Origin of the sequence: Cypionkella sp. (assembly GCF_028290025.1) — a bacterium.
Lineage (GTDB): Bacteria > Pseudomonadota > Alphaproteobacteria > Rhodobacterales > Rhodobacteraceae > Cypionkella.
In genome coordinates, this window is record NZ_JAQGKQ010000093.1 from 54,947 (window position 1) to 80,337 (window position 25,391).

25 protein-coding genes are annotated in these 25,391 nt (G+C 58.3%); 7 read left to right on the forward strand and 18 right to left on the reverse strand.

What is annotated here, in order from left to right; all coding sequences use genetic code 11:
- Window positions 1-104 precede the first annotated feature (104 nt).
- A complete protein-coding gene (map, locus tag JWS10_RS16770) occupies window positions 105-914 on the forward strand; it encodes a type I methionyl aminopeptidase (protein ID WP_299481741.1) in 810 nt (269 codons plus the stop codon).
- Here the strand turns inward: map and JWS10_RS16775 are convergent.
- Genes JWS10_RS16775 through JWS10_RS16785 form a run of 3 tightly spaced genes read right to left on the reverse strand, consistent with a single transcriptional unit; the run spans window position 911 to window position 3,308 of the window.
- Window positions 911-1,546: an HAD family phosphatase gene (locus tag JWS10_RS16775; RefSeq protein ID WP_299508991.1), complete on the reverse strand. Its 636-nt coding sequence runs from the start codon at window positions 1,544-1,546 to the stop codon at window positions 911-913. The genes map and JWS10_RS16775 overlap by 4 nt on opposite strands.
- The gene (gene rsmD, locus JWS10_RS16780) at window positions 1,546-2,103 is read right to left on the reverse strand and encodes a 16S rRNA (guanine(966)-N(2))-methyltransferase RsmD (protein WP_299508975.1); all 558 of its coding nucleotides are present in this window, start codon (window positions 2,101-2,103) and stop codon (window positions 1,546-1,548) included. Before rsmD ends, JWS10_RS16775 begins: the two co-directional genes overlap by 1 nt.
- Window positions 2,100-3,308: an FAD-dependent oxidoreductase gene (locus tag JWS10_RS16785; protein ID WP_299508976.1), complete on the reverse strand. Its 1,209-nt coding sequence runs from the start codon at window positions 3,306-3,308 to the stop codon at window positions 2,100-2,102. The genes rsmD and JWS10_RS16785 overlap by 4 nt, the downstream gene beginning before the upstream one ends.
- Window positions 3,309-3,386: 78 nt before the next feature.
- Here JWS10_RS16785 and JWS10_RS16790 point away from each other — a divergent pair, with 78 nt between their 5' ends.
- The gene (locus JWS10_RS16790) at window positions 3,387-3,875 is read left to right on the forward strand and encodes a peroxiredoxin (RefSeq protein ID WP_299481750.1); all 489 of its coding nucleotides are present in this window, start codon (window positions 3,387-3,389) and stop codon (window positions 3,873-3,875) included.
- Window positions 3,876-3,925: 50 nt separating this feature from the next.
- Here JWS10_RS16790 and JWS10_RS16795 read toward each other — a convergent pair whose 3' ends face one another.
- The 7 genes from JWS10_RS16795 to JWS10_RS16825 form a co-directional block, all read right to left on the reverse strand.
- Window positions 3,926-4,291 (reverse strand): 4a-hydroxytetrahydrobiopterin dehydratase, encoded by a 366-nt coding sequence (locus JWS10_RS16795; protein ID WP_366943551.1) that lies wholly within the window; start codon window positions 4,289-4,291, stop codon window positions 3,926-3,928.
- Window positions 4,291-4,896 carry a glutathione S-transferase family protein gene (locus JWS10_RS16800; protein WP_299508977.1) on the reverse strand — a complete coding sequence of 202 codons (606 nt, stop codon included), beginning with the start codon at window positions 4,894-4,896 and terminating at the stop codon, window positions 4,291-4,293. The genes JWS10_RS16795 and JWS10_RS16800 overlap by 1 nt, the downstream gene beginning before the upstream one ends.
- A gap of 1 nt (window position 4,897) precedes the next feature.
- Window positions 4,898-6,043, reverse strand: a complete 1,146-nt coding sequence (locus tag JWS10_RS16805; RefSeq protein WP_299508978.1) for a GNAT family N-acetyltransferase — start codon at window positions 6,041-6,043, stop codon at window positions 4,898-4,900.
- Window positions 6,044-6,133: 90 nt separating this feature from the next.
- The gene (locus JWS10_RS16810) at window positions 6,134-6,904 is read right to left on the reverse strand and encodes a glycerophosphodiester phosphodiesterase family protein (protein ID WP_299508979.1); all 771 of its coding nucleotides are present in this window, start codon (window positions 6,902-6,904) and stop codon (window positions 6,134-6,136) included.
- Window positions 6,904-7,365, reverse strand: a complete 462-nt coding sequence (locus tag JWS10_RS16815) for a RidA family protein (protein ID WP_299481762.1) — start codon at window positions 7,363-7,365, stop codon at window positions 6,904-6,906. Before JWS10_RS16815 ends, JWS10_RS16810 begins: the two co-directional genes overlap by 1 nt.
- Window positions 7,366-7,624: 259 nt before the next feature.
- Window positions 7,625-9,034: an HlyD family type I secretion periplasmic adaptor subunit gene (locus JWS10_RS16820; RefSeq protein ID WP_299508980.1), complete on the reverse strand. Its 1,410-nt coding sequence runs from the start codon at window positions 9,032-9,034 to the stop codon at window positions 7,625-7,627.
- Entirely contained in the window at window positions 9,031-10,767 is a 1,737-nt protein-coding gene (locus JWS10_RS16825; protein WP_299481768.1) for a type I secretion system permease/ATPase, read from the reverse strand. Before JWS10_RS16825 ends, JWS10_RS16820 begins: the two co-directional genes overlap by 4 nt.
- Window positions 10,768-10,979: 212 nt before the next feature.
- Between JWS10_RS16825 and JWS10_RS16830 the strand changes: the two genes are divergently transcribed.
- Both JWS10_RS16830 and JWS10_RS16835 read left to right on the forward strand, forming a co-directional pair.
- Window positions 10,980-11,738, forward strand: coding sequence for a VacJ family lipoprotein (locus tag JWS10_RS16830; protein WP_299481772.1), 759 nt, complete (start codon window positions 10,980-10,982; stop codon window positions 11,736-11,738).
- 10 nt (window positions 11,739-11,748) lie between these two features.
- A complete protein-coding gene (locus tag JWS10_RS16835) occupies window positions 11,749-12,339 on the forward strand; it encodes a phospholipid-binding protein MlaC (RefSeq protein WP_299481817.1) in 591 nt (196 codons plus the stop codon).
- A 63-nt stretch (window positions 12,340-12,402) separates the two neighbouring features.
- Here the strand turns inward: JWS10_RS16835 and JWS10_RS16840 are convergent, their stop codons facing one another.
- A complete protein-coding gene (locus JWS10_RS16840; protein ID WP_299508981.1) occupies window positions 12,403-12,825 on the reverse strand; it encodes a VOC family protein in 423 nt (140 codons plus the stop codon).
- A 174-nt stretch (window positions 12,826-12,999) separates the two neighbouring features.
- Window positions 13,000-15,222 (reverse strand): transglycosylase domain-containing protein, encoded by a 2,223-nt coding sequence (locus JWS10_RS16845; protein ID WP_299508982.1) that lies wholly within the window; start codon window positions 15,220-15,222, stop codon window positions 13,000-13,002.
- 252 nt (window positions 15,223-15,474) lie between these two features.
- On the opposite strand from JWS10_RS16845, the gene JWS10_RS16850 reads away from it, so the two are divergent.
- Together JWS10_RS16850 and JWS10_RS16855 are read left to right on the forward strand one after the other, a co-directional pair.
- Window positions 15,475-15,813 (forward strand): P-II family nitrogen regulator, encoded by a 339-nt coding sequence (locus JWS10_RS16850; protein ID WP_299481782.1) that lies wholly within the window; start codon window positions 15,475-15,477, stop codon window positions 15,811-15,813.
- Between the two features lie 13 nt (window positions 15,814-15,826).
- On the forward strand, window positions 15,827-17,179 hold the full coding sequence (locus JWS10_RS16855) for an ammonium transporter (RefSeq protein ID WP_299508983.1): 1,353 nt from the start codon (window positions 15,827-15,829) through the stop codon (window positions 17,177-17,179).
- 140 nt (window positions 17,180-17,319) lie between these two features.
- On the opposite strand, the gene JWS10_RS16860 is transcribed toward JWS10_RS16855, so the two are convergent.
- The 6 genes from JWS10_RS16860 to dapA form a co-directional block, all read right to left on the reverse strand.
- Window positions 17,320-18,498 (reverse strand): amino acid aminotransferase, encoded by a 1,179-nt coding sequence (locus JWS10_RS16860; RefSeq protein ID WP_299508984.1) that lies wholly within the window; start codon window positions 18,496-18,498, stop codon window positions 17,320-17,322.
- Window positions 18,499-18,525: 27 nt separating this feature from the next.
- Entirely contained in the window at window positions 18,526-19,395 is an 870-nt protein-coding gene (gene sseA, locus JWS10_RS16865; RefSeq protein WP_299508985.1) for a 3-mercaptopyruvate sulfurtransferase, read from the reverse strand.
- A gap of 109 nt (window positions 19,396-19,504) precedes the next feature.
- Window positions 19,505-19,798 (reverse strand): hypothetical protein, encoded by a 294-nt coding sequence (locus JWS10_RS16870; RefSeq protein ID WP_299508986.1) that lies wholly within the window; start codon window positions 19,796-19,798, stop codon window positions 19,505-19,507.
- A gap of 127 nt (window positions 19,799-19,925) precedes the next feature.
- Window positions 19,926-20,411: an SsrA-binding protein SmpB gene (smpB, locus tag JWS10_RS16875; protein WP_299481797.1), complete on the reverse strand. Its 486-nt coding sequence runs from the start codon at window positions 20,409-20,411 to the stop codon at window positions 19,926-19,928.
- 55 nt (window positions 20,412-20,466) lie between these two features.
- Window positions 20,467-21,327, reverse strand: coding sequence for a DMT family transporter (locus tag JWS10_RS16880; RefSeq protein WP_299508987.1), 861 nt, complete (start codon window positions 21,325-21,327; stop codon window positions 20,467-20,469).
- A gap of 114 nt (window positions 21,328-21,441) precedes the next feature.
- Window positions 21,442-22,314: a 4-hydroxy-tetrahydrodipicolinate synthase gene (dapA, locus tag JWS10_RS16885; RefSeq protein WP_299508988.1), complete on the reverse strand. Its 873-nt coding sequence runs from the start codon at window positions 22,312-22,314 to the stop codon at window positions 21,442-21,444.
- Between the two features lie 156 nt (window positions 22,315-22,470).
- Between dapA and JWS10_RS16890 the strand changes: the two genes are divergently transcribed.
- Window positions 22,471-24,423 (forward strand): lytic transglycosylase domain-containing protein, encoded by a 1,953-nt coding sequence (locus tag JWS10_RS16890; protein WP_299508989.1) that lies wholly within the window; start codon window positions 22,471-22,473, stop codon window positions 24,421-24,423.
- Window positions 24,424-25,391 lie beyond the last annotated feature (968 nt).

Here is a 25,391-nt window from a genome sequence, read left to right on the forward strand (position 1 = left end):
GGTGATCAACCAGCTTTGTATCGACACAGCTGACATAGCCCGCACTGACCCTCTGGCAAAGCCGCTTTGCATGGCTTATTTAAAGCCAAACCGGAGGATAACCCGTGGAAGACATCCGTGGCCGCGTGACCAAAAACGGCATTCGCATCTACGAAGACGCGGATTTCGCAGGAATGCGAGCCGCTGGGCGCTGTGCCGCCGAAATTCTTGATATGGTCGCGCAATATGTAAGGCCCGGCGTAACAACAGCCTTGCTCGACGACTTTATCCGGGAGGAGATTGAGCGGCGCGGTGTGGTATCGGCCACCATTGGTTACAAGGGCTATCAGCATGCGTCGTGCATTAGTGTTAACCATGTCGTGTGCCATGGTATTCCGGGAGCCAAGATATTGGCGGATGGAGATATCCTCAACGTTGACGTGACGGTGATTGTTGATGGTTGGTTTGGCGATACCAGCCGTATGTATGTTGCAGGTTCTGTGCCGCGCAAAGCTGAACGGCTTATTGAAGTGACTGTCGAATCGCTGATGCGCGGCATCGCAGCGGCAAAGCCGGGCAATACTTTCGGCGACATTGGTTATGCTATTCAAAGTTTTGTCGAAGCAAATCGCATGTCAGTCGTGCGGGATTTCTGCGGGCATGGGCTGGGGCGGGTATTCCACGCTCCGCCAAATGTGCTGCATTACGGGCGTCCAGGCACCGGTGCGGTGTTGGAAGAAGGCATGATTTTTACCATAGAGCCGATGGTTAATTTGGGCCGCCCCGAAACCAAGGTGCTGGCCGATGATTGGACCGCTGTGACGCGCGACAAATCGCTTTCGGCGCAATTTGAACATTCGGTCGGGATCACGGCGACGGGCTGTGAAATTTTTACGTTGTCGCCGGCCGGGAAGTTTCACCCCACTTGGAGCTAAACGCCCAATAGACGGGGTAAATCCTTCATGTCGTTGAAAACAACTGCGCCCTCGGCAGCAAGATTGACATTACCAAGTGGTGCATAACCCATGCAGCGCATTCCCGCAGCTTTGGCGGCGCGCGCACCTGTTGGGCTGTCTTCGATTACCACGCATGTGCTCGGATCGACGCCTAGTGCTGCCGCGGCGTGCAGATAAAGATCCGGTGCTGGCTTTGGTTTGCCGAGACTTTGGCCGGAGTATAGGCCCTTGAACCGTGTAATCAGCCCATGCTGCCCGAGGGTAATTTGCATTTTCTCAGCGGATCCATTGGAGCCCATGGCAAACGGAATTCCTGCCGCATCCAACGCATCAAGCACTGGCAAAATGCCCTGCACCAGTGGCGTGCCCAGCCGCAGTTTGGCGTAAAGCCGGTCGTAAAAAGCGTCGCACCATCCTATCGGAAGTTTTGCGCCCATTGCGTTCGCTTTGTCGCGCAAGCCCTGCAAGGTCATGCCCAGAAAGGTGTGATGCAATGCGTCTGGTTGCATCGGCAGATTGTGCTGGGCGAGTTCCTCGGCCAGCAATTCAAACAGCAACGGTTCGCTGTCGACGACCACACCGTCACAATCAAAAATCACAGCGCTAAGGATCATGCGGGGGCCTTCAAAATGGTCACGAGAGTGTCACCGTATCTGCGCTTATCAAGTTGCTCAAATCCGGGTGGGGCTTTTGGTGGTACGCTTTCTTCCCATATAACAAGCGCTTCCGGCGCTAGCCACGTCGAAAGTGCCATCAAAGCTGCCTCTCCCATCGCTTTGCCATAGGGCGGGTCGAGAAAGATGACATCAAACGCAGCGCCGGGATTGAGGCCGGGATTACTGGCATCGCGCCGCAAAATTTCGCAAGCGTTTTCCGCTCGCATCAGCGCGATATTCCGCTTTAGCAAAGCTGTCGCGGCAGCGCCGTTCTCGATGAAGACAGCCTCGGTTGCACCTCTTGAAAGCGCCTCCAGGCCCAGAGCGCCGGTGCCTGCAAACACGTCCAGAATTCGCGCGCCATTCAGCGGATTGCCGTAGCCGCCATTGATCAGCAGGTTAAATATGGCCTCACGCACACGGTCCGACGTGGGGCGAAGATGCGCCTGAGCGTCACCAGCCCCGACCGGAGAAAGATGCAGCCCGCGTGCGGTGCCGCCAATGATCCTCATGCTTTCAGCAGGGATTTCATATCGGTCAACGGGTCTTGTAACGCAGCTTTGGCGGGCGATTTGCCGTTCTCTATCAGGCGCTTACCCACCATATAGGCCCGCGGATCGTTCATTGCGTCAACGGCTAGCAAGGTGTTTCCCAAGAAATACCAGAAGCTGACGCTGTCACCATCCGGGCCGCGCGTGACGATGTTGTCGTAGCCCACATTTAGCCCCGCGATCTGCAGTTTGCATTCATACTGATCCGACCAAAACCATGGCTGGGCATCGTAAACCACGTTCGCACCCATGATGTTTTCCGCGACGGTTTCGGCTTGGTGGATCGCATTGCCCACTGACTCCAACCGCCAGCGCCCGCCTTTGTGCGGAAAACTGGCACAATCGCCAGCAGACCAGATATGCGGGTCAGAGGTGCGGCCAAATTCATCAGTTTTGATGCCGTTATCAATCGCCAGACCCGCAGCTTCGGCCAAACCTGTGCCAGGAAGAATCCCTACGCCCGCGATGATGAAATCGGCGGCAAGTTCAGTGCCATCGCTGAGCCGGACGCCAGAGGCACGATGTTCGCCCAAAATCCGCTCCAATCCAGTGGACTCGAGGATTTTCACGCCATGTGCTTTGTGCAGCGCCCGGAAGTAATCACTGGTTTCAGGGGAAGCCACCCGTTGTAGAATACGCGGTGCCATTTCGACAACGGTCACATCCAACCCAAGTTTCGCCGCCACGGCCGCTGCTTCCAGCCCAATATATCCGCCGCCAACGACGACCAAACGCCGCCCCGCCACGAATTCAACTTTCATAGCGTCGACGTCTGCCAAGCTGCGAACGGTGTGAATTCCTGCAAGATCGCCGCCGATATTGGTGGGCAAACGCCGTGGATAAGATCCGGTGGTCAGCACCAGTTCATCATAAGAAATCACGTCATTGCCGATCATCACCTTGCGGGTGATAGGCTCAATCGCTGAAACTTTATGCCCTAATTTCAAGGTAATGCCATGTTCAGCGTAAAAATCATGGCCGCGCAGCCAGAGACGTTCTTCGTCCATTTCACCCAACAGGTAGGCTTTTGACAATGGTGGACGTTGATAGGGCGGAGCGGTCTCATCGCCGATCAAAGTGATGTTTCCCTCATGCCCCAGCACGCGCAATTTTGCCACGAGCGCGGCCCCAGCCTGCCCGGCCCCAATTACTACGATGTCGGTCATGCGCACTTCCTCTGGTCGAATGTTCGCGCGGACCCTATATCCCGCAGGACGGGTAATGCAACGCAAGAGGGATAGAGTATGACGATTTCTGTTGGAACCAAACTGCCGGATGCAACTTTGCAAGTGATGGGCGGAAATGGGCCGGAGGCTGTATCGCTTGCTAGCAAGCTCGCAGGGCGCAACGTGGTGATTTTTGCTCTGCCGGGCGCTTACACCAGCACTTGTACCACTGCGCATGTGCCAAGCTTCATTCGTACCCGCGAAAAACTCTCAGCCAAAGGCGTGGACGAGGTGATCTGCATTTCCGTCAACGATGCCTTCGTTATGAAAGCATGGGGAGACGCGACGGGGGCCAGTGCCGCTGGCATCACCATGGCGGCTGATGTCGATGCCAGCTTCACCAAAGCAGTGGGGATGGAGTTCTCTGCCCCCGCAGTCGGGTTCTTTGACCGCTCAAAACGCTACGCGCTTTATGCGGTTGACGGCGTTGTGAAAGTCCTGAACGTCGAACAACCGGGCGGAGGCTGCGAAATCTCGGGTGGCGAAGCTATGCTCGCGGCAATCTGAATAATTTGTGACTCTGCCTTCGCTCAATCTGATGACAGAGTCACAATCAACTATCCGATGCGGTTTCTGTGCGCTTCGCACAAACAAGAAATTGGCTCGGAATGATCGCGCGCCACAGCAGCATCGCCAGCCGCCTTGTCCATTTGCTTCGCCAAATTCAGGTCCAAAATTGACAGACCGTTGCAATCATGCGTGATCAAGGTGACGTCCACTATATTGTATTTATTTGACCACTCCGGGTGATGGTTCAGTTTTTCAGCAGCCAAAGCGGCGCGAGACATAAAACCCCACGCTTCCGAAAAGCTCTTAAACTTCCATATTTTGCGGATAGCATCTCTGCCCGACACCGCACCCCATCCGGTTTCACCTAAAGCGGGTAACGCGGCACGTTCTTCAGAATTGAGCAAGTCGGCCATCAATTTTCCTTTGCCAAAAGTGCGTCGCAGAGTGCGTTAGCGCCTATATACGCAGGGCGTTGCTTTAGACGCGCCCAATAGTCAGAAAACACTGGACGCGGCTCGATAGTGTTAAAGCTCATGCCAAAACCGATCAGTGAACCTACGTACACATCGGCAGCGGAAAAGCTGTCGCCGCAGATATAGGTAGCCTTTTCAAGTTGATTGGCCAGCACATCGCAGACCGCCGATAGGCTACCATAGCCCACCATGCCGCGACGTTCTGGCGGTACCTCAACGCCCAATGCCTTGTTGGTGACGGCAGCATCTACTGGACCCGCGCCGAAAAACATCCAGCGGTAAAAGGCGGCCCGATTGGTAGGCATCAACCCCGCCTCGGGAAAGGCATCTGCCAGATATGTCACAATCGCAGCGCCTTCGGTGATCACCTGACCGTCGTGGACGAGCGCAGGAACTTTGCCCATTGGATTGATCGCCAGATATTCCGGAGCCTTCATTGTCGTGCCGTATTCGAGCACGCGTGTCTCGTAAGGCTGTCCAACTTCTTCTAGCATCCAATGCGAAATGCGCGCTCGGCTCTGCGGGTTGGTATAAAATATAAGCATGTTAACCCTCGGATGACACGTGGCGGAATGGGCCGTAAGCGGTCAGCACTTCAATTTCTTCGCCAACTGCGCGGCGTTCTTCAACAAGATACCTTTCCACCGCTCTCCGAAAAGCCGGATCTGCGATGTAGTGCAGCGAGTGCACTGGCATCGGCAAATAACCGCGCGCGAGTTTATGTTCGCCCTGTGCGCCCGCCTCGACCCGACTAAGGCCATGGCTTATCGCCCAGTCGATTGCCTGATAATAGCATAACTCAAAATGCAGGCAGGGGTGATCTTCAACGCAGCCCCAATAGCGGCCGTAAAGCGTGTCACGGCCGATGAAGTTTAACGCCCCGGCAACCGGAGTTTCGCCGCGAAATGCCATAACCAGCAGCACGTCGTCGCGCATCGTGGCCTGCACCTCATCGAAGAAAGCGCGCGTCAGATAGGGGGTTCCCCATTTGCGGCTGCCAGTGTCCTGATAAAACCTCCAGAACGCATCCCAATGGGCGGGCTCGATCTGCTCGCCAGTCAGGTTGCGCATCATTAAGCCGCTTGCGCGCGCTGTCTCGCGTTCCTTGCGGATCATCTTGCGCTTGCGGCTAGACAGATCAGCGAGGAAATCGTCGAACGCCGCGTAACCGCGATTCTCCCAATGGAATTGCTGCGTAATCCGGTGCAACAATCCATGCTTGCCCGCCAGAGATTCCGCCTCATCTTCTGTGCAAAAGGTGATGTGCAGGCTGGATATCTTGTTTTGTTCTACCAAGCCAATCGCAGCATCGAGCAGCGTCCCTCGCAGGTTGGGGTCGCCGAGAAAGCGCCGCCCCGAGGCTGGAGTGAATGGTACCGCGGCTTGCAGTTTGGGGTAATACTGCCCGCCCGACCGCTCCAATGCCTCTGCCCAGCCGTGATCGAAAATATACTCGCCCTGGCTGTGGGACTTGACATAGAGCGGCAGCGCGGCGACGGGGTCGGTATCTCGCAAGATCAGCGGGCGGGGCAGCCAGCCGGTGCCTTTGCCGGTAGAATGAGAGCGGTCCAGCGCTGACAAAAACCGGTGCGTGGTGAACGGGTCGATTGGGCGACCAGCTTCGGGACAGGCGAGTCTATCCCACTCGGCGGCGCTCAGGTCGGACATGCCGTTAAGAAGCTCTGCTTGCATGGTCCGCCTATTTTGGGTTTGGTGCAGGCCATTTCGCCTCTGCGCCACGGTATTTCTGCTGTGGTGAAGATGGTCTAACGGCAAGCTTCGTCAAGCTGATCGGGCCGCCGGATAACTTTCAAAGGTGATATTCTGCGCAATTTTACGGGCCTCAACCTCTGCCTGCACGCTGCGGATAGTCCAGCACAGAATAGACGCATCTTGGCTTTTTAACTCTGCGACGCGAGGGCGGGCGAGATCTGCGGCTTCGTGGCTGATGAAACTGGAAAGGGTGCTCTCGTAGTCTGCGATTTCGCGCAGGTGGTCGCAGGTTGCGGGCGAGAGGGGGGCCCAGTTTGCGGGATCATAGGCTGAGGTGGTGATGCCGCGAGGGACTTTCGGGGCGAGTCGGACCATGTGAGCGACAGAGTTCGGATTGAACGACATAACCGCGACGGGGCCGTTGTAGCTATTTAGCAGGGCGGCGGCGGCGGTTTCAAGACGCCCGTCGGTGTGCGACATCGTATCGGTCTGATCTTTGATCTCAATCAGCAGCGGGGTGCGACCTGCGACGAGGTCGAGAATCTCTTGCAGCGTGGGTATCGTTTCGTCGCTGTCGCGCAGTTTTGTCTGTCCGAGGTTGGCAGCGGTCTGGTGTTTGATCAGGCCGTTGGTGGTGGTGAGGCGATCCAATGACTCGTCATGGAAAACCATCGGGACGCCGTCGCTGGACAGTTGCAAGTCGATCTCAATCCCGTAGCCCGCATCGATCGCGGCCGTGATCGCGGCGCGGGAGTTTTCCGGGCGGCCCAAGCTGCGATCATGGTAGGCGCGGTGGGCCAGCGGGGTGGTTAGGAAAGCGGAGGGCAGGGGGACGCGCATCAATTGATCTCGAAGATGCCTTCGATCTCGACAGCGACACCGAAGGGGAGGGAAGCGGCGGAGACGGCTGATCTTGCGTGGCGGCCTGCGTCGCCAAGAACGGCTACGAGGAAATCTGACGCGCCGTTAATGACTTTCGGTTGGTCGGTGAACTCTGGTGTGGAGTTGACGAAGCCGACCAGTTTCACCGCCCGAACCACGCGGGAAAGATCGCCGCCGCATGCCTTCTTCAGTTGGGCGAGCAGAGAGATGGCGCAGGCTTTCGCGGCTTCGGCCCCGGCCTCGACAGTCACATCAGCCCCGAGTTTTCCTTTGATCAGGCCGCCCGATGTTTGGCTGATCTGGCCCGAGATATGAACCAGCGAGCCTACCTGCACGAACGGGACGTAGTTTGCAGCCGGGGCCGGGGCGTCGGGCAGGGTAACGTTGAGCTCGGCAAGGCGGGTTTCGATGCTGGACATATTCGGCTCCTGATCAGGTTTGGCGGCAGGCTACCTGTGGGCGCGGCTCGGGGCAAGCCTTGCGTGTCCACGTGTGGCGGAATTCTCATCTGTTATAAATCAATGGGTTAGGGGGGTGCGCTTAAGCGAATTTTAACGATTGGCGCAATTTTCAAAGCCAGTTCACCAAATGTCATCCTCTCCGCTTGAATATCCCACCGGGGGCCGGGGGTGTGAAACCCCCCGGCATTGGCAAAGTGAAGCGTCAGCTTGCTATTACTCACTCCTCGCGGAATGCCATTTTGAAATAGTCGGTAAACGGTTTCAAAAGGTAGCTCATCGGCGAGCGTGCGCCGGTTTCTATGAACGCCTCAACTGGCATACCGGGCAGTAGGGTTTGGGTTTTCAGCTTGGCCAACTCGCCCTCATCCAACAGAATCTCGGCGCGGAAATAGCTGGCTTGGGTGCGTTGATCGACCAAAGCATCCGCCGAAATCGTCGCGACATGGCCGAAAATCTCTGGTGTGGTGCGCGCCGAAAATGCCGGAAACGCCAGCCGTACGTGTTGGCCCACGTGGACTTCATCAATATGGATCGGTTGAATCTGCGCGGTAATGACCAAGGGGCGATCCTGCGGGATGATATAGAGCACGGGTTCGGCTGCGCGCAAAACCGAGCGCGGCGAGGTGACTTGCAGGCCAAGCACCAGCCCCGAAACTGGCGCGCGAATCTCTAGCCGGGCGATGCGTTCGATCAGGGCGCGGCGACGTTCGACGAGTTCCAAGGCTTGCGGACCAAGGTCGCGCAGTTGCGTGCTGGCTTCTTCGCGGCGCACGGCGGCGAGGCGCAAAACCTCCAGATCAATCTCGGTGCCACGGCCTTCGGCTTGGGCTTTGGAAGAGATCAGCTCCCCCATGCTGCCTTGCAGCGATGCCTTGTTGCGCTCTAATTCAAGCACTCGGCTGGATTGTGCAAGACCCTTGTCCAGCAAGGTTTGCTGCGCCGTCAGCTCTTGTTGGATAAGGGCGAGCTGTTGTTTTAATGCGTCTATCTGGGCGTCTATGCCTTCAATCTGCGAGGTGATCTGGCCTTCGCGTTTGACCAATTGATCGCCTTGGCGGGCAAGACTTTCCTTGCGGGCAAAGAAAAGGTTGCGCTGGCCTTCGATCTGTTCGGCCACATCGGCGCGGGTTTTGGCAAGATCGGCGATTTCACCGCTGAAGTTTGGCGCATCTTTGTCGTCACGTTCGGCTTCCAGACGGGCCTTGCGGGCGAGCATTTCAAACAACTGGCCTTCAACGATAGAGAGCTCCGATTGCAGCAAGCTGCCGTCCAGCCGGATCAGCAAATCACCCGCTTTCACCGCTTGTGCTTCTTTCACCGCAATTTCGGCAACAACCCCACCGTCAGGGTGGTTTACGATTTGCTTGTTCTGCTCAACCTCAAGCTGGCCGCCGGCGACGATAGCGCCGTCAATTTCAGTGGTCAGCGACCAGCCGCCAAAACCGAATATCAAGAGCGCAACGGTAACAAGCCCGAGGATCACCGGGCGGCGGGCTGACCATGCGGGAGCGAGACTGGACGGCGGATTGGCGGCTGCGGATGAGGCTGCTGCGGTTGCGGCTGCTACGGGTAAAATGGTCGCGGTTGAGCCTGTGGCGGGGCGAAGCTGCACGGGCGTCTGGCTCATGATACGCCTCCGGGCGCTGTCGCTTGGACAATTTGGCTGTGATTTTTCACCATCTCGCGCAGAACGGCATCGCGGGGACCGAAGGCGCGCCGCATACCGTCTTCAAGCACCAACAGTAGCTCACATTCCTGAATTGCGGCGGGGCGGTGGGCCATAATCAGCACCGCGCCACCCGCTTCTTTGGTGGTGCGAATTGCGGTGTTCAGCGCAATGGTGCCGTCATTGTCGAGGTTCGAGTTCGGCTCATCCAGCACCAGAATTACCGGGTTGTCGTACAAAGCGCGGGCAAGGCCGATGCGCTGGATTTGGCCGCCAGAGAGCCGACCGCCGATCTGAGAAATCCGGGTGTCATAGCCTTCGGGCAGCTTGATAATCATCTCATGCGCAGCGGCACGTTTGGCGGCGTCGATGATTTTTGTTGGATCGGCGTGGTCTTGCAGACGGGCGATGTTTTCGGCGATCGTGCCGTCAAACAGCGTGATGCGCTGCGGTAAGTAGCCAATATAGCTGCCCAATATGTCGGGGTCGTATTGATCCAAGGTCGCGCCATCCAGACGAACTTTGCCGCCTGCGGGTTTCCACACGCCGATCAAGGCGCGGGCTAGGGTGGATTTGCCTGCGCCGGACGGGCCAATGACGCCGAGGGCTTGGCCGGGTTCAAGCCGGAAATTGATCGCCCGCAGCACGGCTTGTTGTTCGCCCGGGGGAATCACCGTCAGGTTTTGGGCCTCTAGCACCGCTTTTGGATGCGGCAGGGCGGTGCGGCGCGGTTCTTCCGGCATTCTGGTCAGCAGGTCAGACAGGCGGCGGTTGGCTTCTTGCGCACGGGTAATGATGGCCCACTGGCCGATGACCTGCTCGATGGGCGACAGCGCGCGGCCCATCAGAATAGAGCCCGCGATCATTGCGCCCGAGGAAAGCTGGCCTTGCAGCACGAGGTAAGCACCGAGGCCAAGCATCGCCGATTGAAGGAACACCCGGAAGGTTTTTGTGATGCCACCGAAGCTGCCCGCAAGGTCGCCAGCTTTGATGCTGGCGGCGAGGGCGGCTCCACGCGCCTTTTGCCAGCGGTCGAAGGCGGCCGAGGTCATACCCAAGGCTTGCACGGTTTCGGATTCGCCCTTGATCAGATCGGACATTCGCTCGGCACCGAGGGTGAGGTTATTGGTGCGGGTCAGCGGCGCGAGGGTAAGGCGTTGGTTCAGGATGGTGACGATAACAAGGACGATGCCGCCGACCAGAGAAAGCGCGAACAGATAGGGGTGGAAGATGTAAATCGCGATGAAAAACAGCGGCATGAACGGCAAGTCGAACAGCGCAAGCAAAACTGGTGAGGCCCACAGCCGCTGGATAGCCTCCAGATCGCGTTGGGCTGCGATGGCGGTGGGTTCGTTCGGTTGCAGGGTAAGGCGGCGCATCGCGGCAGAAAACACCCGGCGGTCAAGGCGGTCCTGCATCTTGGCACCGATGCGGGCCATCACGCGAGCGCGAACGTTGTCGAGGATGCCAAGGGCGAGGAACAGGAACGTCACCAGCACCGAAAGGGCGACGAGGGTGGCCTCTGACCTGCTGCCCAGCACACGGTCGTAGACCTGCAACATATAAAGCGAACCGGTCAGTTGTAGTGCATTCGCGAAAACCGAGAACAAGGCAACTGCCCACAACAGGCCGCGTTGATCGGCCCGTGCCGCGCGAAGCTCTGCTTCACCGCGACGGTTATCTATTTGGCTCATCGCCATCTCCGTTTCTGCTTGTCGCGTGTTTCGTCCCGCAGACGGTTTTCGTCCAGCGGCCTATTTTAATCCCCAAAAGTATCGGCGGAAATCATCCAGCGTCACCGCTTGGCAACTTTTGGCCGTTGTCTTAGACTCCGACGCCGCTTATCGCTTGTCTTTCACTCACAAAATCTATGCTTGGGCTTAATGCTCGACGGGAATGTAGAAGTATGGCCGCACTGATTCCATCTCTTTCTGAAGTGACCAGCACAATAGCTGCTGGTTGTGTCGGGATTGCTTGTCTGTTGATGGTGGCGGGGTGTGCGAAAGCGCCAACGGCTCCGGCGATGAGCGATCCGAATGAGGCGCTTAACCGTAGGGTTTTTGCGTTCAACGTCGCGCTGGATAAAGCGGTGTTGCAGCCGGTAGCTGGTGTGGCGGGCAATGGGCGCGGGCCTATTCTGACCGGGGTGCATAATTTCGCCAACAATTTGGATACCCCCGGCGATATCGTCAACAACGTACTGCAACTTCGATTGATGCGGGCGGCGCGCAATACGTTGCGGTTTGCGGTCAACAGCACAGCGGGGATCGGCGGGCTGTTTGACCCTTCGACCGCTTTGGGGTTGCCAGCGCAAGAAACCGACTTTGGCGAGACGCTGTATGTATGGGGTGTCGGTGAGGGCAACTATCAGATGTTGCCGATCGTTGGGCCATCGACAGAACGCGATACGGCTGGTGTGATTGTCGATTACGCGATCAACCCGCTGCGATTCTTGCTGGATACGCCGGAAAGCCATTATGTGACGGGCGTGAAGGTAATTGATACGGTTGGATCACGCGCTCGTCATAGCGACACGGTGGATTCGATCCTATATGATAGTGCAGATCCCTATGCGCAGGCGCGCCTGCTGTATCTGCAAAACCGCCACTACACGTTGGGCGAAGCCCCATCGGATGAAAGCTTTGAGGACCCCTATGCACAGTAACCATTCCATGATGTCACGTCGCCGGTTTGCGGCAGGTTTTGCTTTGGGCTCGGTGGCACTTGCGCTGCCGTTGCCATCCTTCGCCTTAACGGTGGATGACGCCAAACTGATGATCGGCAAAGCCGTGGCTGAGATCAACACAACGATCGCCAGCGGCAAATCGCAGACCGCAATGTATGGTGATTTTGAGCGGATTTTCAGTCGCTACGCAGATGTGCCAACGATTGCGCGTTCAGCTTTGGGCGTCGCTGCGAAGAAAGCCTCGGCTGGGCAGATGGCAAGCTTCACCAAGGTGTTTCAGGGCTACATCAGCCGCAAATACGGCTCGCGTTTCCGTGAGTTTATCGGCGGCTCGATTGAAGTTACCGACGCGCGTGCGATTAAAAGCTATTACGAGGTGATTTCGGTCGCACATCTGAAGGGCCAAGCGCCGTTTGATTTGCGCTGGCATGTGTCGGATAAATCTGGTCGCAACCTGTTCTTCAACATCATCATTGAGGGCGTCAATATGCTGGCGTCCGAGCGGACCGAAGTCGGCGCTATGCTGGATAAGCGCGGCGGTGATATTGACGCGCTGATTGCCGATCTGAAAACGGCGTGATCTGACAATTTTGGCAAAGGCGCTCCCGTATTTGGGAGCGCCTTTTTCTTTGCGCGCGCGGGATTAGCTGTCAGGCAGCATCGCTGGATTAAAGGCGATTTCCCACAGATGGCCGTCCGGGTCTTGGAAATAGCCCGCATAGCCGCCGTAGAAGGTGTCTTGCGCGGGTTTGACGATCACTCCACCGGCGCGTTGAGCCGTTGCGAGAACCGAGTCAACTTCGTCACGGCTCAACACATTTTGTGCAACGGTAAACGCGGTAGGACTGATTGGCTGCTTGGTGAGGCCGGTATCATGCGCAATGTTGTCTTGTGCCCAGATCGCCAGCTTCAACCCGCCCGACAGATCGAAAAACGCCACCGCGCCGTGTTCAAATTCGCGGCCGACGATGCCTTCGGTCGCAAGGCCGAGGCCGTCACGATAGAAGGTAAGTGCGCGTTCCAAATCGGAAACGCCGAGCGTTATCATTGAAATCCGAGGTTTCATGTTCATACCCTTGCTATCGGCATCCGCGTGATGCGGACGCCTTGATAGTCTTGGGCCGCTACTTTTCGTAACGGAAGGACCGCGACGCGGGGTCGGGCCAACCTTCCCGACCTTACCTGTTTTAGACAAAGCCATGATAGCCAACGCACTGCATTCAGGCAAGCGCCGCGCCCGCTACTGGTTGTCACCCTTGAGAATGTCTTTCAGCAAAGCCTCGACCTGATCATCGCTGGGGTTCATCATCGGCACAGACGGTTCCGACGATTGTTCTTGGAAGATCGGGTCTTGCGGAAACTCTGCATTCGGATCGACGGGCTGGTTAGACGCAGTGGCCGCATTTGGCGGGTTGCGGTACTCTGGAATGATCAGCGGAAGTTCGGTCACAGGCACGCCGTCTTCAACGCGCGTCATCACCTCATGCCAGATTTCGGCGGGCAGACCGCCACCAGTGACGCCCTTCAAGGGCGTGTTGTCATCGTAGCCGATCCAGACGCCCGCAACGTAATCGGCGGTGAAGCCGATGAACCAAGCGTCACGCGCAGCAGAGGTGGTGCCGGTTTTGCCAGCAGCCGGGCGGCCATCAAGGCGAGCCTTGGTGCCGGTGCCACTTTCGACAACCTTAGCCATCATGAAGGTAAGCAATTTGGCGGCGGTTTCGGAGATTACCCGCTCGCCAATACCGCCGCCTGCGCCCATCAGGCTTTCGTCTTCGCCTTTGAGTTTCAACTCAACAAGTCCGTAGGGGGTCACTGCCGAGCCACCGTTGAGGATGCCGGCATAGGCGCCCGTCATCTCAATTAACGTTGATTCAGAAGCGCCCAAAGCCAGTGCTGGCCCTGCGGCGAGGTCAGATTGGATGCCAAAACCTTTGGCAATGGCCGCAACAGCATCGCGCCCGACCGCTTCTGACACACGCACGGCGGGGATGTTGCGGCTTTCTTCCAAGGCTTGCGTTAAGGTGATCAAGCCCTTGAATTTGTGGTCATAGTTGTCGGGCGTCCACTTGCCAGAGCCGGGGATGTTGAGGGTCAGCGGCACGTCTTCGACATAGTCAGACGGCGACCAACCGAGATCAAGGGCTGCGGCATAGACGAAAGGCTTGAACGATGATCCGGTCTGGCGCGAGGCTTGCGTCGCGCGGTTAAACGCTCCGGCATTTTCGGTTTTGCGCCCGCCCACCATGGCGCGCACGGCACCGTCCGCGCTCATCACCACGATTGCGGCCTGTGCTTTGGAGCCTTTGGCAACCTTGTTGTCGAACACCCAAGCGAGGGCTTCCTCGGCATCGCGCTGCAGCTTTTGATCAAGCGTGGTGCGCATCAGAACGTCTTCGGTGGTGGTCGAGGTCAAAAAGTCCGGCGCAGTTTCCATCACCCAGTCGGCAAAGAACCCGCCCGATTTGGTCTGCGCCGCGTCAGATAGTTGCGCCGGATGCGCGCGGGCATCGGCGGCTTCCTCGGGCGTCAGATAGCCCTGCTCCGCCATCAGGTCGATGATGACATTGGCGCGGTCTTGTGCGCGTTTCAGGTTGTTGGTGGGCGCGTATTTCGACGGCGCTTTCAGCAGGCCCGCGAGCATGGCGGCTTGGGCCGGGTTAACCTGATTGGCGGAAATGCCGAAATAACGCTGGGCGGCGGCTTCAAAGCCACGCGCACCTGCACCGAGATAAGCGCGGTTGAAATAGATCGTCAGGATTTCTTCTTTGGTATATTTCGCTTCCATCGCAATGGAGTAGGGGATTTCCTTCAGCTTGCGGGTGACTCCACCTGACCGACAATCGGCCTCGTAAGCGGTTTCGGATTTCCATTGGCTCGCGTTGTAAGGCACGCCGAGGCATAGCAGTTTCGCGACTTGTTGGGTGATGGTAGACCCGCCGTTGCCTTCCAGCGGACCACGACCAGCGGCTAAGTTGATGCTGATGGCAGAGGCAATGCCGCGCGGGCTGACGCCGAAGTGTTGGTAGAACCGCTTATCCTCGGTCGCGACAACCGCGTGCAGGAGGTAGGGCGAGACGGTGTCGGCGGTGATCTGGCCGCCAAAAGTCTCACCCCGCCACGCGAATACGGTGTCGTTGCGATCAAGCAGAGTGACCGAGCCTTTGGCGCGACCGTCGAGCAGATCGGCGACTGGGGGGAGTTGCTGATAGAAGTAAAATACGATGCCAGCCAGCACCATGATGCAGACAGCGCCTACGCGCCAGAACGTGCCCCAGATGATCCGCCAGATGCCCGTCACAAACCGCGTCAGGATGTTGCCCTGACGGCGCGGGGCGGCTTTGCGCGCTGCTGGTTTCTTTGGCGGTGGTGTGCCGCGCCCGCCGGTGGTGCCTGCTACTTTTTGCGCGATATAGCGGCGGTCTGCCACCAGTGATTTGCCGCCTCTGCCCGAAGTCGCCATGCCTGTTTGTGCCCTTTTAAGCGGTTTTACCCACTCTACCCGGTTCAGCTTGGAATGCGAAGTGATGGCGCTGCCGATTCGCGGTTCCTTGCCGCTTAAAATTATGGCGATGAATGACGCAAGAGATTAAAATTTGTGCAAATGCCCGCTGCGCCCAATTTTTACGCCGTCGAAAACTTGTGCTGTACCTGCGAACGCCGCCTGATCGGCAATGAGGGTCGCGAACGGCCTTGGGAAACATAGGGGTGCACCGTGAAAATGATCATAGCCGCCATTAAGCCCTACAAGCTGGACGAGGTCCGCGAAGCGCTGACCGCGATCGGTGTGCAGGGTATGATGGTGACAGAAATCAAGGGTTTCGGCATGCAGTCGGGCCATACCGAAATCTACCGCGGTGCAGAATATGCGGTGAACTTCGTGCCGAAAATGCGGCTGGAGATCGTGGTGACCGATGCGCTGGCCGATACTGTTGTCGAGGCGATCACCAAGACCGCCCGCACCGGCAAGATCGGTGACGGCAAGATTTTCGTGTTGAATGTGGAGAGCGCCTTGCGGGTGCGCACCGGCGACGTCGATGACGATGCGCTGTGAGAGGGGACATAACATGCTGAAAAAATTAGGACTTTCTGCGGCAGCGATCATGGCGGCTTTGCCCGCTTTGGCGCAAACAGCCACGGATGCTACCGCCCCTGTCGTGGAGGCGGTTGTTGAAGCGGCTGCCCCGGTGATGGACAAGGGTGACGTGGCGTGGATGATGACCTCGACCGTGCTGGTGTTGTTTATGACAATCCCCGGCCTCGCGCTGTTCTACGGCGGCTTGGTGCGCAGCAAGAACATGCTGTCGGTGCTGATGCAGACCACGTTGATCGCCTGCCTCGTCATGGTGATCTGGGTGATCTACGGCTATTCGGTAACCTTCGGCGGCGGCACCTCGCCTTACTGGGGTGGCACGGCCAAGCTGTTCTTGGCAGGCATCAAGCCTGACACGATGGCGGCCACGTTCTCGGCTGGCTATGTCATCCCGGAATATCTGTTCATCGCCTTCCAGATGACCTTTGCGGCAATCACTCCCGGCCTGATCATCGGTGCTTTCGCGGAACGCGTGAAGTTCACCGCTGTTCTGGCATTCTGCGCGCTTTGGGTCACCTTCGTTTACTTCCCGATTGCCCACATGGTTTGGGACGTGTCCGGCCTGATTTACGTCATGGGTGCGATTGACTTTGCTGGCGGCACGGTTGTGCACATCAACGCTGGTATTGCTGCTTTGGTTGGTTGCTTGGTGATCGGCAAACGGGTCGGTTACGGCAAAGAAAACATGGCACCACATTCGATGGTGATGACCATGATCGGCGCTTCGATGCTTTGGGTTGGTTGGTTTGGCTTCAACGTAGGCTCTAACTTGGAAGCCAACGGCGGCGCTACCTTGGCAATGATCAACACCTTCTTGGCTACCGCTGCGGCTACGCTGGCTTGGTCGCTGTTGGAAGGCATTCAACGCGGCAAAGCGTCAATGCTGGGTGCGGCTTCGGGTATGGTGACCGGTCTGGTTGCGATTACCCCGGCTTGTGGCACGATTGGTCCGATGGGCGCGATTGCTCTGGGCGTGATTGCGGTGTTCGGCTGCTACTTCTTCGTCACCGTGGTGAAAAACAAGCTGCAGTATGACGATAGCCTTGATGTGTTTGGTATCCACGGCGTTGGTGGTATCATCGGTGCGATCCTGACGGGTGTGTTCTCGGCAGGTTCGCTGGGCGGCGTCAAAGGCGACGACTATTCGATTGCAGCGCAGACTTGGATTCAGATCGAAGCTGTCGCGATCACTTTGGTTTGGTCCGGTGTGATTTCGTTCATCATCTACAAACTGGTGGATATGACCATCGGCCTGCGTGTGGATGCTGACACCGAGCGTCAGGGTCTTGATCTGGCGTCGCATGGTGAAGCTGCTTATCACGGCTGATAACGGCAACCTTCGGCGGTTCCTCCCCGCCGAAGGTTGAAAAGAGAACGGCCCGCAGGATCCTCCCCCTGCGGGCCGTTTTTCTATTTGGCGGGCCGATTTTCTAAGTAGATTGCGTGCGGAAGTTTTGAGATTTCCGTTTACGCGGTGAGTTTCGCGATGGCTGCGGCGAGGATCGGCACTGTTTTAGCATTCAGCCCGGCGATGTTGATCCGGCTGTCACCGACCATGTAAATGCCATTGTGCTCGCGCAGGGAATTGACCTGCGCTTCGGTCAGACCGAGCCGCGAGAACATGCCGCGATGGGTGGCGACAAAGTCGAACCGATCCGAATTGGTGGCGCGGCGCAACTCATCAGCGAGGCTTTGACGAAGGGTCAGCATGTTTAGGCGGACTTCCTCAAGCTCCGCCTTCCAGTCGGCACATAGGTCATCATCTTCCAAGATCATCGTCACCAGCCGCGCGCCATGATCGGGCGGGAAGCTGTAGTTTTGGCGGTTGAGGAAGTTCAGGTTGCCTTGGGTGACGGCGCGGCGGGCAGGATCACCAAGAGCGATCAGGATGCCAGTGCGCTCACGGTAGATGCCGAAGTTTTTGCTGCAGGACGCGGCGATCAGCACTTCTGGGAAGGCGTTGGCGATCATCCGCGTGGCGGCCGCGTCCTCTTCCAGCCCGTCGCCGAAGCCTTGATAAGCAAGGTCAACAAATGGAATTGCACCCTTCGCCAGCAGCAGTTTCGCGACCTGCGCCCACTGATCGGCGGTTAGGTTCGCGCCGGTTGGGTTGTGGCAACAGCCATGCAGCAGCACCGCGTCGCCTGCTTGCACGCGGGCCAAGTCTTCGAGCAATCCAGCAAAGTCGATGCCACGGGTTTCAGCATCGAAATAGCGGTATTCGGCCATTTTCATGCCGAGGTATTTGATGATTGACGGATGGTTCGGCCAAGTTGGGTTCGACAGCCAGACGGTCGCGGTTGGCGAGGCGAGCTTGATCAGCTCCAGCGCCTGACGGATTGCCCCGGTGCCGCCCGGAGTAGCCACCGAAGCGGCGCGGTCAGCGTAGCCATCGCCCAAGATCATCTTAACCATCGCGGCATTGTAAGCAGGATCGCCCGCAAGCCCGGTGTAGGTCTTGGTTTTTTCAACCTCCCACAGCTTTTTCTCAGCCGCTTTCACCGCGCGCATCACCGGGGTCAGGCCAGTGGCATCCTTGTAGACGCCGACACCGAGGTCGATTTTGTCACTCCGAGGATCATCCTTGTGCATCTGAATGAGTTGCAGTATTTTGTCCTGCGGCTGTGGGTTCAGGGTCTCTAACATTAGCAAGTTATCCTTCAGATTGCAGTCCTACGCCTGCGGGCCTTTTTCGACCGCGAGATCGTCATACATGCCCCATTCGGCCCAAGAGCCGTCATAAAGCGCATGGTTGCGGTGGCCGATACGTTCCAAGGCAAGGCTCAGGATCGCCGCCGTCACGCCTGAACCGCAAGAAGTGATCGCCGGTTTTGCGAGGTTTACGCCTGCGGCCTCGAACACGCTCCGCAGATCGGCGGGCGTTTTCATCGTGCCATCGGCGTTCAGAAGCGTGCTGTAGGGCACGTTTTTCGCGCCGGGAATGTGGCCGGAACGCAGGCCGGGACGTGGCTCGGCCACTTCGCCTTGGAAGCGGGGGGCAGAGCGGGCGTCGATGATCTCGGCCTCACCCAGTTTGGCGGCATGGGCGACTTGGGTGACATCTTTCACGAGGTTATTCTGGCGGCTGACGGTCATGTGGCGGTCACGCACGATCGGCGCCATATCCTCAATCTCACGGCCCTCGGCGCGCCATTTCGGCAAACCGCCGTCAAGCACGGCCACGTCGGTCTTGCCCATCAACCGGAACGTCCACCACACCCGGGCGGCCGAAAACAGACCAGAGCCGTCGTAGATCACCACCTGGTGCCCATCGCCAATGCCCATAGCACGCAGGCGCGAGATGAATTTCTCGGGCGGCGGTGCCATGTGGGGCAGGCTGGAGCGGTGGTCGGTGAGCTCGTCAATGTCGAAAAACCGCGCGCCGGGGATATGGGCGGCAAGGTATTCGGCACGCGCGTTGCGGCCCGCGTCGGGCAGATACCAACTGGCATCAATCAGCCGCAGGTCGGGATCTTTGATATGCGCGGCAAGCCAGCTGGTGCTGACCAGCGTTTTTGGATCATCGGCAGCAGAGGGGGTCATCGTCGGCTCCTCTCGGGCATTACGGGCAAGGGATGCCGTTGCAATTAAACCGATGAGCCGCCGCAAACAAGAGAGCGCGGGCAAGGCGATGCGTGCCCGCGCAATAATATTAGCGTTTCGCCAATGCGGTCTTGATCGCGCCAATGATCGCCATCAGCACACCGCCACCAACGCCGCCCGAAGCGATCGAGCCGATGATCGAGCCAATATCAGTGCTGCCGGTGCTGGCGACAGTCGCGCCTGCGCCACCGGGTGCTGCCAGAATTTGACCGCCCAGACCGCCGCCTAGAATGCCGACAATCGAATTGCCCAGCGTGCCGAGGTTGAGGTTTTTCAACAAAGCCCCAGCCGCGTTACCGCCCAAAGCGCCAGCGATCAGTTGGATGATCAGATTCATATCCATGATACTCGTTCCCTACATAGGCCCGCCGTTTTGGCGTGACACCTCGCGGGCTTGTCTGAACCCAAGGCAGGATACCGGATAGGGGGAAATATGCGGGAAACTAGCCGCTCTCGGGGGAAGCAGGCGGTCAGTAGTTGCCCTTCATACCCTGCTTCATAATGCGCGACTTCTGGATATCCCAGTCGCGCTTGGCGCTGGTGGCGCGCTTGTCGGCCTGCTTTTTGCCCTTGGCCACACCCAGTTTAATCTTCACCATGCCGCGTTCGTTGAAATACATTTTCAGCGGCACGATGGTCATGCCTTCACGCCCGACTGCATTCCACAGCCGCGACAGTTCCTTTTTGGAAACCAACAGCTTACGACGCCGACGCTCCTCATGCGGGAACATCACGGCTTGCATATAAGGCGCGATGTAGCCGTTGATCAGCCACAGCTCGGAGCCTTCAACATTGGCGTAGCTTTCGGCGATATTCGAGCCACCTTTGCGCAGCGACTTCACTTCCGAGCCGTGCAGCATAATGCCGGCCTCAAGATCCCACTCGATGGCGAAATCGAAGCGAGCACGCCGATTTTCGGCGATCAGTTTGGAGTTTGGGTCGGATTTTTCTACCATTATGCGCTGGAAATAGGGGTTCGCTGGGGCAGAGTCCAGTAACGCGGCGCTGAAATCAGCGGCGGCGACGGTTCTGGCTCAGGATGATCACGCCGCAAGCGACGATGATGGCCGAGCCGAACAGGGTCGGGGCATCTGGACGCTCGCCAAACACCGCGACGCCGAGGATCATCGCGAACAGCAGGCGGGTGTAGCGGAACGGTGTGACCACTCCGATTTCGCCACTGCGCATCGCGGCGGTAAGTGCGGCATAGCCGGCAATGCCGAAAACGGCACCGCAGATCAGCACGCCCATCGTGTGCAGATCGGGCATCGCGGTGCGTCCGGTGACAAGTGTGATAATCAGGCCAGACAGCGCCAGCATTATAAAGCCAGTGACGCCTAACTGAGCATTCGACAGAGCCGGGGGTGCGGCCCTTGTGGCAAGATCGCGGCCAGCAAAGCCAATCATCGCGATCAGGGCCAGCAGCGACAGCGCGGAAAAGCCGGAAACTCCGGGGCGTAGGATAATCAGAACGCCGATAAAACCGAGCAGGATCAACAGCCAACGCTTTAGGTCAACCTTCTCGCCAAAGATTACCGCAGCGCCCAACACCACCACCAAAGGCGTGGCTTGCAGGATTGCGGAGGCGATGGAAAGCGGCGTCAGTGCAATCGCCAAGGCGTAGAACAGCCGCCCGGTGATCTCAAACCCCGAGCGCAGCGCCATGGTGCGGGTGAACATCGCAGCCGGAATTGGCGGGTGGCCCGCACGGATCGCGAGGCTGGAGAACACGCCGATGCCGATCAGGCCCATGATTAGTATGGCTTCGCCAACTGGAATGGATCGGCTGGCGGCTTTCAGGAAAGCATCCTCGACCGCGAAACCTGCCATTGAGACGGTCATGAACAGGCTGCCGCGCAGGTTGGGGGTCATTACTGACGGGTCTTTCTATTCACCTTGGCTGAAAAATCCCGGCCGGAGGTTTCTGGCGCGGCCTAAGGAGCCTCCGGCGGGGATATTTTGGCCAATGCGAAAGCCTTTAGTGGTTTAAATCAGCCCGGCGTGCTGCATGGCGGATTTGATGCGGGCTTTCGTCGGATCGGTGAGGCCAACCAGCGGCAGGCGCACTTCCTCGGCGCATAGACCGAGCAGCGACAGGCCGTATTTCGCGCCAACCAGACCGGGCTCAAGGAAGATCGCCTCGTGTAGCGGCATAAGTTTATCTTGGAATTGCAGTGCCTTGGCGTAATCGCCCGCCAAGGTGGCCGCTTGGAACTCGGCACACAGACGCGGGGCTACATTGGCGGTGACACTTATACATCCAATTCCGCCATGGGCGTTGAAGCCCAAAGCGGTGGCGTCTTCACCCGACAGTTGGATGAAGTCAGTGCCGCAAGTGGCGCGCTGCATTGAGACACGCTCAATCTTGCCGGTGGCATCTTTCACCCCAATGATACGCGGCAGTTTCGCCAGTTCGCCCATCGTATCGGGCGACATATCGACGACCGAGCGGCCGGGGATATTGTAGATGATGATCGGCAGTTGGCACGCATCATGCAGCGCAGTGAAGTGTGCGATCAGGCCGGCTTGGGTCGGGCGGTTGTAATAGGGCGTCACCACAAGGGCGGCATCGGCGCCGACTTTCTCGGCAAAGCGGATCAGCGAAATGCCTTCCGAGGTGTTGTTCGACCCAGCACCAGCAATCACCGGCACGCGGCCAGCGACAGTTTGCACCACGACTTCGATGACTTTCTGGTGCTCCTCGTGGGAAAGCGTCGGGCTTTCGCCGGTGGTGCCGACTGGAACGAGGCCCGCGGAACCTTCGGCAATGTGCCACTCGACCAGCTTCTTCAGCGTCACCAGATCAAGTTCACCGTTCTTGAACGGCGTAACCAGTGCGGGAATTGACCCTTTGATCATGGTGCGCGTCTCCTCTGAAGGGCGATGTGGAATCGCCGCTGTGTAAGCGTTGCCTACCTAACCGGGGATCGGCGTTTTGCCAAGTATAGGCGGCGAATTGCTAGGGTAACGGGGTTTTGGGTTGTGAGAATGCGGGGGTTGGGGCAAAATCCGGGCATGAGCAGCATAATCAAGGTCGCACATGCGATCATACTCGGCGTTTCTTTACTGGCCTCCACAATGGCGCGCGCTGATCAGGGCGCGGAGTTTTCGGCTGCGCTGAAGGCGGCGCAGCGCAATGATTGGCCTGTCGCGCTGACCGCGGCGCAGGGCGCGGGGGCGGTGCGGGGCGATGTGATCTTGTGGCAATGGCTGCGGGATGGGCAGGGCCGCTTGGGGGATTACGAGGGATTTTTGGCGCGCAGGCCGGATTGGCCGGGGTTGGCTTTGCTGCGCGAGAAGGGTGAGGCGGCGGCGGCACGCTCCACCGATCCGGCGCGGGTGGTGGCTTATTTCGGTAAGCACGCCCCTAAGACTGGTGCCGGAGCGGTGGCTTTGGTGCGGGCTTTGCTGGCTTTGGGGCGGTCGAGCGATGCCGAAGCGACGGCGTTTCAGGCTTGGGTTGATTTGAAATTCGACGTCGCGGAAGAAACCGCGATGCTTGATTTGGCTGGCCCGGCGCTAGAGGTTGCGCATGAGGTGCGGTTAGATCGCATCCTGTGGGAGGGCGGCCGTAAGTCTGAGGCCGAGCGGATGATCCCTCGGGTCTCGCAGAATTGGCAGGCTTTGGCGCGGGCGCGGTTAGCGTTGCGGGCGGATAGTCCGCTGGCGGTGGCTTTGGTTGATGCGGTGCCGAAGGATGTGCTGGGCGATCCGGGGCTGGCTTATGATCGCTACAATTACCGGATGCGGGCGGATCGCTATGACGATGCGGCGACGCTGATAGTGGAGCGCAGCAAGACGGCGGCGGGATTGGGCGATCCGCAGGCTTGGGCGAAGCGGCGGGCGGATTTGGCGCGGGTGCTGTTGCGGCAGGGTGAGCCTAAGTTGGCGCTGCGGGTGGCGGCAAATCACCATCTGACCAAGGGCACGGAATATGTCGATCTGGAGTTTCTGGCGGGGTTCATCGCTTTGCGGAAGCTGGATGATCCTGAGGCGGCAATCAAGCATTTCAAGCACTTGAAGGAAGCGGTGGCGACGCCGATCTCGGTGGCGCGGGCGGAATATTGGATGGGCCGGGCGCTGGCGGCTAAGGGTGATAAGGCCGGGGCGGCGGCGGCTTATGCGCGGGCGGCGCGGTATCAGACGGCTTATTATGGGATGCTGGCGAGCGAGAAGATTGGGCTGCCGCTTGATCCGGCGCTGGTAAATGTGGGGGAGCCTACGCCGGGGTGGCGGACTTCGGGGTTTGCGGGCAGTTCGGTTTTGGCGGCGGGGATGGCGTTGGTTGAGGCTGGTGATCGCACCACGGCGAAGCGGTTTTTCCTGCAAGTGGCTGAGGGGCTGGACGCTAAGGGCTTGGAACAACTCGCAGATTTGGCGCTGCGGATGGATGAGCCGCATATCGCTTTGCTAGTGGCCAAGCAGGCGGCGGAGCGGGGGGTGATTTTGCCGAGGGCGTATTATCCGATGCCCGCGATGGTGCCGGATGGGCTGGCGGTCAGTCGGGCGTTGGCGTTGTCGATTTCGCGGCGGGAGAGTGAGTTTGATCCGGCCGCACAAAGTAAGGCGGGCGCGCGGGGGTTGATGCAGGTGATGCCCGCTACGGCGGAGCATGTGGCGAAGGGGCTGGGCGAGACCTCTAGCGCGGGGCGTTTGATCAGCGATCCGCCGTTTAACGTGCGGATGGGGTCGATCTATCTTAGCCATATGATTGAAGAATTTGGGCCATCGGTGGCGCTGGTGGCCTCGGGCTATAACGCGGGGCCGGGGCGTCCGCGCAAGTGGATCACGCAGTTTGGCGATCCTCGGAAGGACAGTGTTGATGTGGTGGATTGGGTCGAGATGATCCCGTTTTCTGAGACCCGGACTTATGTGATGCGGGTTGCTGAGGGGGTGGTGATCTACCGCGCCAAGTTAAAGGGCGTGGCGGGGCCGGTGCGGATTTCGGCGGAGTTGACGGGGCGGTGATCGCTAAGGGGTTATGATCGCTTTGTTATGGGTGATTTTACGAAAGGTTAATGAGCCAGAAAGCGGCCATTTTCGGTATGGAAAGCGGCCATATGATTGGTTTGGTTTTTGAGGTGGTGGTGGGCGTTAACTATGTTTGCGAATCGAGGGGATCTGGAGAATTTGGGAGGGGAACCCGTACTGCCACCTTGGAACGCTAATTGCGGTCAGTCTGCATTAACTCCTTGGTGATCATTGAATTTGGCGTTAACGAATGGTTTCCAAATTGTTTTAATATTACAGGAGTTTCATATAGTGCAAAGTATCTATGTCAAAATATGTGTTGGCCTTGGCTTAGCCCTGCTTATCTTGTCGATCCTAACCGGAGCGTTCGCCTTGAACGACAACGGATTACCGATCCTTAACCCGTCAAAACTCTCACAGGGTGGCTGGTTATTATTGTTCTTGGGCGCGTTTATCTCCTTTTTACTACTCCAACGGAAAAACGCTAAGCGTGCGCGACACTCTCGCAGGCGCTCCTTTGGGCGCCTGCGACCTTACTCGAAGGATGCTTCGCTTGGCTAAATAAAGCCGAAAGGGTCTTAAATGCCCGTTTGTGAGCATTGCTATGGCACAGGACTTATAGTTCTATTCGATTGACCGCCGCGAAGACTGGCTTTGTCCTTTAACTGCGCCACACTATATCTGCACCTAACCCAAACCATACGTCACCTCCACCGCACCTCTTTACCCGGAATCAAGGGCGGAGCCCGCCGGGCCGCGCCTGACCTCCCGCTGGGAGGGCGCGATTGAGGCGGTGCCAGTTGAAATTCTGGGGGAGGGGCTGGGGGATTAAGTGTGCAGAATGACTGTTGGCGCGTCCTCCCGAGGTCCGGCGCGGCCCTTTGTTGCGCGGGGGTTATAGCCTAGGCCGCCCCGGGCTTGATCTGGGGCCTCGTGGGTTGCGCAACAGGTGAGGCCCCGGATCA

Coding starts and splice junctions, on each gene's coding strand:
- JWS10_RS16860 (WP_299508984.1), bottom strand. CDS start 18,498: ATGTTAGAGACCCTGAACCCACAGCCGCAGGACAAAATACTGCAACTC.
- JWS10_RS16815 (WP_299481762.1), bottom strand. CDS start 7,365: ATGTCCAGCATCGAAACCCGCCTTGCCGAGCTCAACGTTACCCTGCCC.
- JWS10_RS16820 (WP_299508980.1), bottom strand. CDS start 9,034: ATGAGCCAGACGCCCGTGCAGCTTCGCCCCGCCACAGGCTCAACCGCG.
- JWS10_RS16790 (WP_299481750.1), top strand. CDS start 3,387: ATGACGATTTCTGTTGGAACCAAACTGCCGGATGCAACTTTGCAAGTG.
- JWS10_RS16785 (WP_299508976.1), bottom strand. CDS start 3,308: ATGACCGACATCGTAGTAATTGGGGCCGGGCAGGCTGGGGCCGCGCTC.
- JWS10_RS16845 (WP_299508982.1), bottom strand. CDS start 15,222: ATGGCGACTTCGGGCAGAGGCGGCAAATCACTGGTGGCAGACCGCCGC.
- JWS10_RS16830 (WP_299481772.1), top strand. CDS start 10,980: ATGGCCGCACTGATTCCATCTCTTTCTGAAGTGACCAGCACAATAGCT.
- JWS10_RS16840 (WP_299508981.1), bottom strand. CDS start 12,825: ATGAAACCTCGGATTTCAATGATAACGCTCGGCGTTTCCGATTTGGAA.
- rsmD (WP_299508975.1), bottom strand. CDS start 2,103: ATGAGGATCATTGGCGGCACCGCACGCGGGCTGCATCTTTCTCCGGTC.
- dapA (WP_299508988.1), bottom strand. CDS start 22,314: ATGATCAAAGGGTCAATTCCCGCACTGGTTACGCCGTTCAAGAACGGT.
- sseA (WP_299508985.1), bottom strand. CDS start 19,395: ATGACCCCCTCTGCTGCCGATGATCCAAAAACGCTGGTCAGCACCAGC.
- JWS10_RS16805 (WP_299508978.1), bottom strand. CDS start 6,043: ATGCAAGCAGAGCTTCTTAACGGCATGTCCGACCTGAGCGCCGCCGAG.
- JWS10_RS16890 (WP_299508989.1), top strand. CDS start 22,471: ATGAGCAGCATAATCAAGGTCGCACATGCGATCATACTCGGCGTTTCT.
- JWS10_RS16810 (WP_299508979.1), bottom strand. CDS start 6,904: ATGCGCGTCCCCCTGCCCTCCGCTTTCCTAACCACCCCGCTGGCCCAC.
- JWS10_RS16855 (WP_299508983.1), top strand. CDS start 15,827: ATGCTGAAAAAATTAGGACTTTCTGCGGCAGCGATCATGGCGGCTTTG.
- JWS10_RS16795 (WP_366943551.1), bottom strand. CDS start 4,291: ATGGCCGACTTGCTCAATTCTGAAGAACGTGCCGCGTTACCCGCTTTA.
- JWS10_RS16880 (WP_299508987.1), bottom strand. CDS start 21,327: ATGACCCCCAACCTGCGCGGCAGCCTGTTCATGACCGTCTCAATGGCA.
- JWS10_RS16800 (WP_299508977.1), bottom strand. CDS start 4,896: ATGCTTATATTTTATACCAACCCGCAGAGCCGAGCGCGCATTTCGCAT.
- JWS10_RS16835 (WP_299481817.1), top strand. CDS start 11,749: ATGTCACGTCGCCGGTTTGCGGCAGGTTTTGCTTTGGGCTCGGTGGCA.
- JWS10_RS16825 (WP_299481768.1), bottom strand. CDS start 10,767: ATGAGCCAAATAGATAACCGTCGCGGTGAAGCAGAGCTTCGCGCGGCA.
- JWS10_RS16870 (WP_299508986.1), bottom strand. CDS start 19,798: ATGGATATGAATCTGATCATCCAACTGATCGCTGGCGCTTTGGGCGGT.
- smpB (WP_299481797.1), bottom strand. CDS start 20,411: ATGGTAGAAAAATCCGACCCAAACTCCAAACTGATCGCCGAAAATCGG.